12 protein-coding genes are annotated in these 12670 nt (G+C 72.4%); 5 read left to right on the top strand and 7 right to left on the bottom strand.

Annotation, left to right across the window (positions count from 1 at the left end):
* Positions 1–16: 16 nt before the first annotated feature.
* Positions 17–2158 carry an ATP-dependent DNA helicase gene (locus FHX31_RS00200; protein ID WP_123110812.1) on the bottom strand — a complete coding sequence of 714 codons (2142 nt, stop codon included), beginning with the start codon at positions 2156–2158 and terminating at the stop codon, positions 17–19.
* A gap of 124 nt (positions 2159–2282) precedes the next feature.
* Between FHX31_RS00200 and FHX31_RS00205 the strand changes: the two genes are divergently transcribed.
* Positions 2283–2789 carry a DUF402 domain-containing protein gene (locus tag FHX31_RS00205; RefSeq protein ID WP_123110811.1) on the top strand — a complete coding sequence of 169 codons (507 nt, stop codon included), beginning with the start codon at positions 2283–2285 and terminating at the stop codon, positions 2787–2789.
* Between the two features lie 6 nt (positions 2790–2795).
* Here FHX31_RS00205 and sigJ read toward each other — a convergent pair whose 3' ends face one another.
* The gene (gene sigJ / locus FHX31_RS00210) at positions 2796–3749 is read right to left on the bottom strand and encodes an RNA polymerase sigma factor SigJ (protein WP_114919012.1); all 954 of its coding nucleotides are present in this window, start codon (positions 3747–3749) and stop codon (positions 2796–2798) included.
* Positions 3750–3935: 186 nt separating this feature from the next.
* On the opposite strand from sigJ, the gene FHX31_RS00215 reads away from it, so the two are divergent.
* From FHX31_RS00215 to FHX31_RS00225, 3 genes are all read left to right on the top strand, one after another.
* Positions 3936–4886, top strand: coding sequence for a PPK2 family polyphosphate kinase (locus tag FHX31_RS00215; protein ID WP_013288835.1), 951 nt, complete (start codon positions 3936–3938; stop codon positions 4884–4886).
* Positions 4887–5035: 149 nt separating this feature from the next.
* Positions 5036–5662 carry a DUF47 domain-containing protein gene (locus FHX31_RS00220; protein ID WP_013288834.1) on the top strand — a complete coding sequence of 209 codons (627 nt, stop codon included), beginning with the start codon at positions 5036–5038 and terminating at the stop codon, positions 5660–5662.
* Positions 5663–5666: 4 nt separating this feature from the next.
* A complete protein-coding gene (locus FHX31_RS00225) occupies positions 5667–6671 on the top strand; it encodes an inorganic phosphate transporter (RefSeq protein WP_013288833.1) in 1005 nt (334 codons plus the stop codon).
* 43 nt (positions 6672–6714) lie between these two features.
* Here the strand turns inward: FHX31_RS00225 and FHX31_RS00230 are convergent, their stop codons facing one another.
* Positions 6715–7683 (bottom strand): Gfo/Idh/MocA family protein, encoded by a 969-nt coding sequence (locus FHX31_RS00230; RefSeq protein WP_013475100.1) that lies wholly within the window; start codon positions 7681–7683, stop codon positions 6715–6717.
* A 61-nt stretch (positions 7684–7744) separates the two neighbouring features.
* A complete protein-coding gene (locus FHX31_RS00235; RefSeq protein ID WP_151015562.1) occupies positions 7745–8332 on the bottom strand; it encodes a DinB family protein in 588 nt (195 codons plus the stop codon).
* A gap of 454 nt (positions 8333–8786) precedes the next feature.
* Between FHX31_RS00235 and FHX31_RS00240 the strand changes: the two genes are divergently transcribed.
* Positions 8787–9614 (top strand): NUDIX hydrolase, encoded by an 828-nt coding sequence (locus FHX31_RS00240; protein ID WP_114919009.1) that lies wholly within the window; start codon positions 8787–8789, stop codon positions 9612–9614.
* Positions 9615–9685: 71 nt separating this feature from the next.
* Here FHX31_RS00240 and pstB read toward each other — a convergent pair whose 3' ends face one another.
* Genes pstB through pstC form a run of 3 tightly spaced genes read right to left on the bottom strand, consistent with a single transcriptional unit; the run spans position 9686 to position 12653 of the window.
* Entirely contained in the window at positions 9686–10462 is a 777-nt protein-coding gene (gene pstB, locus FHX31_RS00245; protein WP_013288829.1) for a phosphate ABC transporter ATP-binding protein PstB, read from the bottom strand.
* Positions 10463–10482: 20 nt separating this feature from the next.
* On the bottom strand, positions 10483–11571 hold the full coding sequence (pstA, locus tag FHX31_RS00250; protein WP_030272142.1) for a phosphate ABC transporter permease PstA: 1089 nt from the start codon (positions 11569–11571) through the stop codon (positions 10483–10485).
* Positions 11568–12653, bottom strand: a complete 1086-nt coding sequence (gene pstC / locus FHX31_RS00255) for a phosphate ABC transporter permease subunit PstC (RefSeq protein ID WP_013288827.1) — start codon at positions 12651–12653, stop codon at positions 11568–11570. The genes pstA and pstC overlap by 4 nt, the downstream gene beginning before the upstream one ends.
* Between the last annotated feature and the right edge of the window lie 17 nt (positions 12654–12670).

Consider the following 12670-nt stretch of genomic DNA (forward strand, 5'->3'; position numbering starts at 1 on the left):
CGGGGAGGCGCGGGCGTCAGCTCTTGGCGAGCCGTTCCAACGCGCCCCGGGCCACCTCCGGCCGGGTGGTGTACCAGAACGGCGGCAGCGACCGGCGCAGGAACGGGCCGTACCCGCGCGCCGTCTCCAGCCGCGAGTCGAGCACCGCCACCACGCCCCGGTCGCCGGTGGCCCGGATCAGCCGGCCGACACCCTGGGCCAGCCGGACCGCCGCGATCGGCACGCTCACCGCCGCGAAACCGGACCCGCCACCGGCGTCCACAGCCGCCGCCCGCGCCGCCGCGAGCGGCTCGTCCGGCCGGGGGAACGGCAACCTGTCGATCACCACGAGCTGGCAGGCGTCGCCCGGCACGTCCACCCCCTGCCAGAGCGACATCACCCCGAACAGGCAGCTCTCCCGCACCTCGCGGAACCGGCGCACCAGCAGCGGCAGCGCCTCCTCGCCCTGGAGCAGCACGGGCAGGTCGGTCCGCGCGCGGACCAGCTCCGCCGCCTGCTGCGCGGCCCGTCGCGACGAGAAGAGCCCGAGGGTACGACCACCGAGCGCCTCGACCAGCGCCAGCAGCTCCTCACCTGCCGGTCCGGGCAACCCGGAGACGCTGGGGCGGGGCAGATGCGCGGCGACGTACAGGATGCCCTGCCGGGCGTAGTCGAACGGCGAGCCGACGTCGAGTGAACTCCAGCCCGGCCCTTCGGTCGCGGGGACGGTGCCGATCGACGCGCGGCTGCCCTCGGCGGCGGCCACCGGCGTGACCGGGGAACGGCCCGCGGCGGCGGCGGTGGCGATCGCGGCGGCGGCCGGGGACGGCGGGGCGGGCGGAGGCGCGTCCAGCCCCAGCGCCCGGGCCACGGTGTCGAAGCGGCCGCCCAGCGCCAGCGTGGCCGAGGTGGCGACCACTGTGCGCTCGTCGTACAGGTGGGTGGCGAGCGTGCCCGCCACCGACAGCGGCGCCACGACGAGCGCCCGGCGGCTGCCGTTGTCCGGCTTCTCGACCCAGGCGACGTCGTGGTCGGCTTCCTCCAGCAGCCGCTGGGCGGTGGTGGACAGCTCGTCCAGCACGGCCTTGGCCTGCTGCTTGCGTACCGGATCGGGGTCGTCGGCCTTCACGTCGCCGATCCCCTCCAGCGCGGCCCGGGTCGCCGAGTCCAGCAAGGTGCACGCCTCGCGCAGCGCGGGCGGCAGACCGGCGGTGAGCCGCCCGGCCGGCGCCTCGGCCAGCCCCACGGCGAGCGCGTCACCGGCCTCGGTGAGCCGTTCGGCCACGTCGGGGCGCAGCAGGGGCCGCGCCCGCCGGGTGGACCTGTCGATCAGCTCCGGCACCAGCTCGGCCTGGGCGGCCGACGAGACCCGGTCGGCCAGCTCGTGCGCCTCGTCCACCACGAGCAGCTTGTGCGGCGGCACGATGTGCCGCCCGGCGAGCATGTCGACGGCGAGCAGGCTGTGGTTGGTGACCACGATGTCGGCCTCGCGGGCTCGCGCCCGGGACGCCTCCGCGAAGCACTCCTGCCCGAACGGGCAGCGGCTGGCGCCCACGCACTCCCGGGCCGGCATGGAGACGCTGCGCCACACCTGGTCGTCCACGCCCGGATCCAGCTCGTCGCGGTCGCCGGTGGCGGTCTCCTCGGCCCAGTCGCGCAGCCGCTGCACCTGCTTGCCCAGCCGGCCCGCCTCACCGAGCCACTTGGTGCCGCCGTTGCCGGAGTGCGGCGCGTCGAACAGCGCGTCGTCCGGCTCGTCCTCGACCGAGCTGTCCAGCCGGGCCAGGCACAGGTAGTGGTGACGGCCCTTCAGCACGGCGAAGGTCGGGCGGCGGCCCAGCACCGGCTCGACCGCGTCGGCCAGCCTCGGCAGGTCGTGCTCGACGAGCTGGGACTGCAACGCCAGTGTGGCGGTGGAGACCACCACCGGCCCGTCCACTGTGAGCGCCGGAGCGAGGTACGCCAGGGACTTGCCGGTGCCGGTCCCGGCCTGCACCAGCAGATGCTCGCCGGAGGCGATGCTGCGCTCGATCGCCTCGGCCATCTGCTGCTGACCCGGCCGGGCCGCGCCACCCGGAACCGCGCCCACCGCGGCGGTCAGCAACTCCCCGGCACCGGCGCGGCCCTTGCGGCGCTTCTTCGGGACGGCCGGGCCGGTGGCGGTGCGGGACGGGGTCACCGTGCGACCGTACCCGCCGGCACCGACGGCGGTCCGGCCGCTCCGACGGCGTGGCGGGACGGCGGGTCGCGTCCGGTTACCTCCCGATCGCGTGGCGTGGCCGGAATCGGTTAGGGTGCCAGGCATGCCGAGCGATGTGGTCCGCGTGATCTACCGCAAGTACGACGGCAGCGCACACCGCGACTACCCGGCCCGCCGGCTCGCCGAGGACGATCTCGGCGTCTGGCTCGGCGTGCCCGCCGGCACCGAGTCCGTCTACCACGGCCGCCCGTCGGTCGAGCGGATCCCGTTCGTCCTGCTGGTGCCGCACCACGGGTGGTGGACCGGCATGTTCAACCCGCCGCCGCGCACCAGCGAGGTCTACTGCGACATCGCCACCCCGGCCCGCTGGGAGGGCGAGGAGACGGTCCACCTGATCGACCTCGACCTGGACGTGGTGCGCCGCCGCGAGACCGGCCTGGTCGAGCTGCGCGACGAGGACGAGTTCGCCGTGCACCGGGCCCGCTGGGGCTACCCGGAGGACGTGGTCACCGAGGCCGAGGCCGCGTCCCGCTGGCTGCTCGGCGCGCTCGGCGACGGCACCGAGCCGTTCGCCACGTCGTACCGGAAGTGGCTCGCACTGGTGGTCTGAGCCGGCTCACCAGCGCGGCGGCCAGGCGGCGTCCGGGCCCAGCGGCGGCAGCTCGCCGACCTTGGCCGGGTTGAGCTGGTTGAACACGCCGGTGACCCGCCCCTCGTGGATCGCGAACGAGGTGACCATCCGAATGGTTCGCCCGTCCCGGTGGAAGAACTCCGTCTGCCATCCCAGCGTGCCGTCCACCAGCACCGGGCGTCCGCGCAGGCCACCCCGCTGCCGGGCCTGGCCGTAGAGGCCGAGCAGCAGGCGGCCGACCGACTCCACACCGACCACCGGCCGGCGACCGGCCGGGAAGTGGCCGCCGGCGTCGCCGATCGACACCACGTCCGGGGCGAGCACGCGGACCAGCTGCTCCAGCTCACCCGACTCCACCGCAGCGGCGAACGCGGCGAGCACCCGCCGCTGCTCGGCCAGGTCGGCACTGTGCCGGGGCGCGTCCGGCCCGTGCACCGCCCGGCGGGCGCGCGACGCCAGCTGACGGGCCGCCTCCGGCGTCACCGCGAGCACGTCCGCCACGTCGGAGAACGGCACCGCGAACACGTCGTGCAGCACGAACGCCACCCGCTGCTCCGGCGTCAGCCGTTCCAGCACCACCAGCAGCGCGGTGCCGAGCTGGTCGGCCCGTACCGCCCGCTCGGCCGGGTCGGGCGCGAACCCGTCCGCCGCCGGCGCCGCTGTCACCACCGGCTCGGGGAGCCACTGACCCGGGTACGCCTCCCGGCGCACCCGGGCGGAGCGGAGCACGTCCAGGCAGATCCGGGAACAGGTGGTGATGAGCCAGCCCCGCAGATCGCGTACGCGGGCGCGCTCTTCCGGGTCGCTCAGCGCGCCGGAGAAGCGAAGCCAGGTCTCCTGCACCGCGTCCTCGGCCTCGCTGCGGCTGCCCAGCATCCGCTGCGCCACCGCCAGGAGACGCCCTCGTTCCGCCTCGAACTCCCCCGCAAGCTCGTCCACCCCCTCATTCTCCCGCCCCACCGCCCGTCACGGCACCCGCCCGCCCTCGGCGGCACCCGCCCACCCTCGCCGATCTTGCACTTGCCGCCCCGGCAAACGGTGCTTTCCGGGCGTACCAGGGGCCGCAACTGCAAGATCGACGGGGCGGGGCGGGCGGGGAACGGCTCCGGGGGTGAGGATCGGGGGATGAGTGAGGTTGTGGGGCCCGACGGCGGGCCTATGCGGGAACTGCTTCGGGTGGGGCCGGGCACTGTCGATCTGGCGGCTGTCGATCCCCGGTCGACGCCGGGGCTTCCGGTGGCGGCCGGGCACGGGCCGGCGCGCAAGGAGTGGGCGCGGGCCCAGGTCGAGCTGATCGGCGCGGAACTGGGGCGGCAGCAGGAGATGCTGTACGCCTCCGCGCAGGGCGCCGCCGGGCCGGGCAGCGCCACCAGCGCGCCGGCGCAGGCGGACGCCGGGCTGGACGGCGACCGGCCGCGCCGGGTGCTGCTGGTGCTCCAGGCGATGGACTGCGGTGGCAAGGACGGCACGGTCAAGCGGGTGGCGGGCGCGATGAACCCGCTCGGGTTGCACATCCGCTCGTTCGGGCCGCCGACCGAGGAGGAGTTGCGGCACGACTTCCTGTGGCGGGTACGCCGGGCGCTGCCGCCACCCGGGTACGTGGGCGTGTTCAACCGCTCCCACTACGAGGACGTGCTCATCGCCCGGGTCGAAGGGCTGGTCGACGAGGCGACCTGGCGGTCCCGGTACGCGATCATCAACGACTTCGAGCGGGAACTGACCGAGCAGGCGGTCACAGTGGTGAAGGTCATGCTGCACATCTCGTACGCCGAGCAGGGCGAGCGACTCATGGAGCGGCTCACCGACCCGACGAAGTTCTGGAAGTTCAACCCCAGCGACCTGGACACCCGGGCACGCTGGGGCGACTACCAGGACGCGTACGCCGAGGCTCTGGAGCGTTGTGGCACGGACGCCGCGCCCTGGTTCGTGGTGCCGGCGGACCGCAAGTGGTACCGGGACTGGGCGGTCGCCCACCTGCTGCGGGAGACGTTCGGCGGGTTGGATCTGGGGTATCCGCCTGCCGATTTCGACGTCGAACGGGAGCGTGACCGGTTACGGAGCCAGCGCCGTCCGTGATCAGGTGAACGGAAGGTGAACGAGCGGTGAATCGGGCCTGACCAGGGGTGGGCCGATCGAAAGTGGGTTCGGCGCGGTCCCTAGCATGCGCAGAGCAGACGCCCGGGGGGCGACGGCCACCCTTCCACCGACACGACGAGGTCCGTGCTGTGAAGTTTTCCTTCCGTCCCACCGAGGGCGCTTTCTACGAGCTCTTCACCAGGGCCGCGCAGAACCTGGTGAAGGGGACCGAACTGCTCAACGAGCTGGGTCTGCCCGGTGCCGACGTGCAGTCGATCAGCGAGCGGCTGACCGACATCGAGCACGACAGCGACCAGATCACGCACGAGCTGTACAAGAAGATCAACTCCACGTTCATCACGCCGTTCGACCGGGAGGACATCTACCGGCTGGGCTCGCTGCTCGACGACGTGATGGACCACCTGGAGGCGGTCGGCAACCTGCTCTACCTGTACGGCCTGACCAAGCTCCCGTCGCTCCCGCGCGAGCTGCACGAGCTGGTCAACGTGCTCGACCTGCAGGCCAAGCTCACCGCCGAGGCGATGCCCCGGCTGAAGTCGATGAAGGATCTCGAGGACTACTGGATCGAGTGCAACCGGCTCGAGAACGACGGCGACCAGGCGTACCGGATGCTGCTGGTCCGCCTCTTCTCCGGTGAGTACGACGCACTCACGGTGCTGAAGATGAAGGAGGTGGCCGACGAGCTGGAGGCCGCCTGCGACGCCTTCGAGCACGTCGCCAACACCGTCGAGACCATCGCGGTCAAGGAGTCCTGATCCAGTGACACCCGAACTCATCGCCGTGCTGGCGGTGATCGCGGTCGCCATGGCGTTCGACTACACGAACGGCTTCCATGACGCGGCCAACGCGATCGCCACCAGCATCTCGACCCGGGCGCTGACCCCCCGGATCGCGCTCGCGCTGGCCGCCGTCGGCAATTTCGTCGGCGCGCACTTCGGCGCCGGGGTGGCCAAGACGGTCGGCGACGGGCTGGTGACGTTGCCGACCGGGGTGGAGAGCCTCGGCGTGGTCTTCGCCGGCGTGCTCGGCGCGATCATCTGGAACCTGATCACCTGGTACTTCGGCCTGCCGTCCTCGTCCTCGCACGCCCTCTTCGGCGGCCTGGTCGGCGCCACCCTGTTCGCCGCCGACGGCATCGTCCAGTGGGGCACCATCATCGAGAAGGTCCTCATCCCGATGGTGCTCTCGCCGGTGGTCGGCCTGATCCTCGGCTTCCTGATGATGCTGGCGATCATGTGGCTGTTCCGGAAGGGCCAGCCCGGCAAGCTCAGCCGTGGCTTCCGGTGGGCGCAGACCGCGTCCGCCGCCGCCATGTCGGTCGGCCACGGCATGCAGGACGCCGCCAAGACCATGGGCATCATCGTGCTCGCGCTCTACACCGGCGGTTTCCAGGAGAGCAAGACGCACATCCCGGGCTGGGTCTTCTGGACCTCCGCCGCGATGCTGGCCGCCGGCACGTACGCGGGCGGCTGGCGGATCATCCGGACGCTCGGCCGGAAGATCATCGACCTCGGCCCGGCCGAGGGCTTCGCAGCCGAGACCGTGGCCAGCGCGGTGCTCTACTTCAACGCGCTGGTGCTGAAGGCCCCGATCTCCACCACGCACACGATCACCTCGGCGATCATGGGTGTGGGCGCGACGAAACGGCTCTCCGCGGTGCGCTGGAACGTGGCGGGCAACATCGTGATCGCCTGGATCATCACGTTCCCGGCCGCCGCCGCGATCGCCTGCCTCGCGTACCTGCTGGTCCGGCCCTTGTTCTGAGTGACCTGACGCCGAGGGGTTCCCCGCCGTGGCGGGGGACCCCTCACGCGTAGGAGACGCCGATCCGGGCCTTGATGTCGTCGATCAGGCCCATCACCTCGAGCGTGGCGGAGTGCGGGACCAGCGGGCTCTCGGTCAGCCCGGCTGCCAGGCAGCGCTGCACCTCGATCGCCTCGTACTGGTAACCGCCGCCGGTCAGGTCCGCCGGGATCGTCTCCGGCTCGGCGCCGGCCCGGTGCAGCACCACGTGCGCGGGCCGGAAGAACAGCTCGGGCAGGTCGATCCGGCCGGTCGTACCGGTGATCGACGCGGAGATCTCGGTCGCGCCGACCATGCCGCAGCTGAGCGTCGCCACCGCGCCGGAGTCCCAGCCGAGCACCATGCCGGTGTTCTCGTCCACCGCCTCCGGGGTCAGCTTGGCCCACGCCTGCACGTGCTGCGGCACGCCGAGCACCAGGTGGGCCAGGCTCAGCGGGTAGACGCCGAGGTCCAGCAGCGCGCCGCCGCCGAGCGTGCGGGCCCGCATCCGGTGCTCCGGCGGGAACGGGCCGGCCACGCCGAAGTCCGCCCGTACGTGCGTCACCTCACCGATCGCGCCGTCCCGGATCAGCTCCAGCACCCGCAGGATCAGCGGGTTCGTCCGCATCCACATGGCCTCCATGAGGAACAGCCCTCGGGCGCGGGCCGTCTCCACCAGCTCGGTGGTGGTCGGCAGGTCCAGCGTGCACGGCTTCTCCACCAGCACGGCCTTGCCGCCGGCCAGGCAGGCGAGCGCCGCCTCGTGGTGCGCGGCGTGCGGCGTTGCCACGTAGATCGCGTCCAGGTCCGGGTCCGCGGCCAGTTCCGCCCACGAGGCGTACGCCCGCGGCACGTCGTGCCGGCGCGCGAACAGTTCGGCGCTCTCCCGGGTACGCGAGCCGACCGCGACCAGCTCGGCGTCCGGCACCAGCCGCAGATCCTCGGCGAAGCGGGCGGCGATGTTTCCGGTGGCCAGGATTCCCCAACGCGTCATGCCCGGCACGCTATCCCTTCCTGCTCCGGGGCCGGCAGGGTGATCCACCCGTCGGGACGGATCAGCCGGGGGCGTCGGCGGCGGCCCGCGCGGCCCGCTCGATCATCGCCCGACGCACCGTCAGCGTCGGCTGGTCGGGTTCCAGGTGCGCGTACTCTGCCCATGCCCCGGTCGAGCCGTCGAGCTGCTCGCGCAGGATGTCGGCGTGCCCCGCGTGCCGATTGGTCTCGGCCACCACGTGGACCAGGATGTTGAACAACTTGACGTCCGGGCGGGGCCACCACGGCACGTGGCCGGGAGCGTCGACGGCGAGGGCGTCGATCGTCGCGTCCGCGTGCTCGGCCGCCCGCCGGTAGCGGCCGATCACCTCCTCGCGGGTCTCGTGCTCGGTCGCCCACATGTCGGTGCCGTCCGGATCCGGGTCGTCCCACCGGGGCAGCGGCTCCGGGAACGGCCTGCCGAACACCTCGCCGAAGTACCGGGCCTCCCCGAAGGACAGGTGCTTGACCAGGCCGAGCAGGTTGGTGCCGGACGCGGTCAGGGGACGGCGCACGTCGTACTCGGACAGCCCGTCGAGCTTCCACAGCATCGCCTCGCGGATCTGGCGCAGGTCGTTGTGCAGATACTGCTTCGCGAAGTCGTCGATCATAGGTCACCACCCTGCCAGTCGCGACCGGCGGCCGCTGCCCAGTGCCGGCGACGGTCCGGCTGGTCCGGCCGGCCCGCACGACCGGGCGCGGCGAGCTGATGCCGCTTCGCGGCGAACACGTAGCGTGAAGAACGCGCAGAGTGACGGCTGCCGCCCGCCTCCTCGTCGAAGTCAGACGTCCAAAGGCGATCATCCGGACATAAGGCGGCCTTGGCGCGAGTTGGGCTGACCACCTCGCGCCCACTTTGCTCTGCAGCCTCATCCGCACCGCTCACGGACGGTTGCCGATGCGGATCTGGCTGCAGAGCAAAGGCGGCAGAGGGGTGTCTGTTGCTCCGGGCCGAAAACTACGCATCGTGACCAGACGGCGCGGTCGGGGAGTGTGGGTGAGGCGGCGCGCGTCTCCGCCCGGCCGCCCCCGGCCGGGCCGCCCGTCGCGAACTAGGCTCGGCGCATGACGATCGACGGCTTCGCCGCACCCCCCGCCCTGGTGGAGCACGCCCGCCGGTTCCAGGCCGAGGGCGCCGTACCAGCGGCACCCCGGGTCGCCGCCACCGTGCTGCTGCTCCGCCCGGCGGGCGACGGCTTCGAGGTCTACATGATCCGCCGGGTAGCGGCGATGACGTTCGGCGGCATGTACGCCTTCCCCGGCGGCGGGGTGGACCGCTCCGACTCGGAGGCGCACCTCGGCTGGGCCGGCCCGGACCCGGCGGCGTGGGGTGAGCGCCTCCGGCTCGACCCGGCCGCCGCGCAGGCAGTGGTGTGCGCCGCCGCCCGCGAGGTCTTCGAGGAGGCGGGCGTGCTGCTCGCCGGGCCGGACCCGGACACCGTGGTCGGCGACGTGAGCGGCGACGACTGGGAGACGGCCCGGCAGGATCTGGAGGGACGGCGGGTCGGCTTCGCGGACCTGCTGGCCGGTCGGGGCCTGACGCTCCGGTCCGACCTGCTGCTGCCGTGGAGCCGGTGGATCACCCCGGAGTTCGAGCCGCGCCGCTTCGACACGTACTTCTTCGTGGCCCTGCTGCCCGAGGGGCAGCGGACCCGGGACGTCTCCGGCGAGGCCGACCACACGCTGTGGCTGCGCCCGGCGGACGCCCTGGCCCGTACCGAGGCCGGCGAGCTGACCATGCTGCCGCCCACCATGGTCACGCTCGCCGAGGTCGCCGCCGCGGGCGACCTCGCCGGCGTGGCCCGCGCCGCGGCAGAGCGAGAGCCGGGTACGCCGATCCTGCCCCACATCGACGGCCTGGACGGTGCCGAGCCCCGCTTCCGCCTGAGCTGACCTCGGCCGGCGGTGTTAAGAGGGGCCCCTTCCTCTACCGGAGGCGTTAACAGGGGCCCCCTCCTTACACCTCAGCCGAAGCGGCCGGTGATGTAGTCCTCGGTCTTCTTCTGGCTCGGGTTGCTGAAGATCTTCTGGGTGTTGTCGTACTCGATCAGGCGCCCCGGGTCGCCGGTCTTCTCGATCGAGAAGAAGGCGGTCCGGTCCGACACCCGGGCGGCCTGCTGCATGTTGTGCGTGACGATGATGATGGTGAACTTGTCCTTGAGCTGGAACATCAGGTCCTCGATGGCCAGCGTGGAGATCGGGTCCAGCGCCGAGCAGGGCTCGTCCATCAGCACCACCTGCGGCTCGACAGCGATGGTGCGGGCGATGCAGAGCCGCTGCTGCTGACCGCCGGACAGGCCCGCGCCGGGCTTGGCGAGGCGGTCCTTCACCTCGTCCCACAGGTTCGCCGAGCGGAGCGCCCGCTCGGCCGCCTCCTCCAGGATCGACTTGCGCCGCACGCCGTTGAGCCGCAGGCCCGCCACCACGTTCTCGAAGATGCTCATGGTGGGGAACGGGTTCGGCCGCTGGAAGACCATGCCGATCATCCGGCGGACCGCCGTGACGTCCACGTCTCGGTCGTAGATGTCCTGGTCGTCGATGGTGAGGCTGCCCTCGACCCGGGCGCCGGGCAGCACCTCGTGCATCCGGTTGATCGACCGCAGGAACGTGGACTTGCCGCAGCCGGACGGCCCGATCAGGGCGGTGACGGTCTTCGGCTCGACGGTCAGGTTGATGTTCTCGATCGCCTTGAACCCGCCGTAGTAGGCGGTCACGTTCGTGGCTTCGATGCGCTTGGCCATGGTGGCGGTACCTCCGGGGTTCATCGGCCGAGCCGGTTACGACGGGCCAGCAACTTCGCCGCGACGGTGAGGACGAGGACGAGGGCGACCAGGGTCAGCGCCGCGGTCCACGCCCGTGCCGGCGAGTACTTCGACGCCTCGCCGGCCTGCTGGTAGACGAAGAGGGCCAGCGACGACTGGTTGTTCTCGAACGGGTTGAAGTTGATCGCCGCGCCGCCGCCGGCGACGAGCAGCACCGGGGCGGTCTCACCGGCGGCCCGCGCGATGGCGAGCATGATGCCGGTGACGATGCCGGGCAGCGCGGTCGGCAGCACGACCCGCAGGATGGTCTTCCACTTCGGTACGCCCAGGGCGTACGCGCCCTCGCGCAGCGGCGCCGGCACCAGCCGGAGCATCTCCTCGGTGGAGCGGACCACTGTGGGCAGCATCAGCACGCTCAGCGCCAGCGCGGCGGCGAAGCCGGAGAAGCCCGGCCGGCCGTCGTTGAACCACGGCGAGACGACCAGCACCCAGAAGGCCAGCACGAACAGGCCGGTGACGATCGACGGGATGCCGGTCATCACGTCCACGAAGAAGCGGATGGTGAACGCGAACCGGCCCCGGCCGTACTCGACGATGTAGATCGCGCAGAGCACGCCGAGCGGCACCGTGATCAGGGTGGCGATGCCCACCTGCTGCAACGTGCCGACGATCGCGTGGTACGCGCCGCCGTTGGCGTCCCGCGAGCCGATGTTGTTCATCGAGGTGCCGAAGAAGTTGGCGTCCAGCCGCTCGGAGCCCTTGCTGACAAGCGTCCAGACCACCGAGGCCAGCGGCAGCACCGCCAGCACGAACGCGGAGTGGATCAGCGCGCTCCAGGTGCGGTTGCGGGCCGACCGGCGTCCCTCCACCGCGTTCGCCGCGACGAAGAGACCGGCCAGGTAGAGCAGCGCGCCGACCACCACGACCAGGACCGGGCCGCCGATGCCGGCGCCGTACACCAGGGCCGCCGCGAGCAGCAGCGCCGCGACGGCGATGGCCGGAGCGGCGTACGCGGGAAGCCGCCTCGCCCGCAGCGTGGCCGGCTGGGCCGGCGGGCGCGGGCGGCGGGGGGTGAGGGTAGTGGTCATGCTGCCGACTCCGTGAACTCGCGCCGCCGGTGGATGATCGCCCGCGCGGTGATGTTGACGATCAGCGTGATCGCGAACAGCACCAGGCCGGAGGCGATGAGTGCGCCCCGGCCGGTGTCGTTCGCCTCGGCGAACCGGTTGGCGATGTTCGCGGCGATCGAGTTGCCGCCGCTCTGCAGGATGTTGAACGAGATGGCGTACGTGGAGCCGAGCGTGAGCGCCAGCGCGATGGTCTCGCCGAGCGCCCGGCCCAGGCCGAGCATCACCGCGGCGATGACGCCGGGCCGCCCGTACGGGAGGACCGCGGTGCGGATCATCTCCCAGCGGGTGGCGCCGAGCGCGAGCGCGGCCTCCTCGTTGGCGGTCGGGGTCTGCCGGAACACCTCGCGGGACAGCGAGGTGACGATCGGCAGCACCATGATGGCGAGCACCACCGAGCCGAGCAGGATCGAGTTGCCGTACGGGCCGTCGCCGAAGATCGGGATCCAGCCGAAGTACCTGTTCAGCCACGCGGACAGGTCGGCGACCGGCTGGGCGAAGTAGTCCCGGCCCCAGAGGCCGAACACGACGCTCGGCACGGCGGCCAGCAGGTCGATCAGGAAGCCCAGGGCGTTGCCGAGCCGCCGGGGCGCGTAGTGCGACAGGTACAGGGCGATGCCCAGCGCGACCGGCACCGCCATGAGCAGCGCCAGCAGCGAGCTCAGGACCGTACCGAAGGCGAGCGCGCCGATGCCGAACTGCGGCGGGTCGTCGTTCGGGAACCAGCCCTCGAACGTCCAGAACGACTCGGTGTTGGCCCGCAGCGCCGGGACGGCCTTGGCGATCAGGAAGATCGCGATGGCCGCGATGACCACCAGGACCGTGGTGCCGGCGGCCAGGGTCAGGCCGCGGAACGCCCGTTCCGCGCCGAAGGCGCGGGCCCGGGGGAGGGCGCCGCCGCCGCCGAGGCCACCGTCGGGGCGGCCCGGGTTACCGGGGCGCTCGGCCACACGCGCCGAGGCACCGGCGGGTCGCTCGTGACTCGTGGTCACGGGGTTCCCGCCGGTGCCGGCGTGGGCCGAGCGGTGAGGGGTGTCACCCATCTGCTCGCTCGCTTCGT

It is taken from the genome of Micromonospora sp. CNZ286, assembly GCF_014207755.1.

What these genes read in the sequence shown, in the direction of transcription:
- FHX31_RS00205 (WP_123110811.1), top strand. Translation starts at nt 2,283, where the DNA reads ATGCCGAGCGATGTGGTCCGCGTGATCTACCGCAAGTACGACGGCAGC.
- FHX31_RS00215 (WP_013288835.1), top strand. Translation starts at nt 3,936, where the DNA reads ATGAGTGAGGTTGTGGGGCCCGACGGCGGGCCTATGCGGGAACTGCTT.
- FHX31_RS00230 (WP_013475100.1), bottom strand. Translation starts at nt 7,683, where the DNA reads ATGACGCGTTGGGGAATCCTGGCCACCGGAAACATCGCCGCCCGCTTC.
- FHX31_RS00235 (WP_151015562.1), bottom strand. Translation starts at nt 8,332, where the DNA reads ATGATCGACGACTTCGCGAAGCAGTATCTGCACAACGACCTGCGCCAG.
- FHX31_RS00240 (WP_114919009.1), top strand. Translation starts at nt 8,787, where the DNA reads ATGACGATCGACGGCTTCGCCGCACCCCCCGCCCTGGTGGAGCACGCC.
- pstB (WP_013288829.1), bottom strand. Translation starts at nt 10,462, where the DNA reads ATGGCCAAGCGCATCGAAGCCACGAACGTGACCGCCTACTACGGCGGG.
- pstA (WP_030272142.1), bottom strand. Translation starts at nt 11,571, where the DNA reads ATGACCACTACCCTCACCCCCCGCCGCCCGCGCCCGCCGGCCCAGCCG.
- pstC (WP_013288827.1), bottom strand. Translation starts at nt 12,653, where the DNA reads ATGGGTGACACCCCTCACCGCTCGGCCCACGCCGGCACCGGCGGGAAC.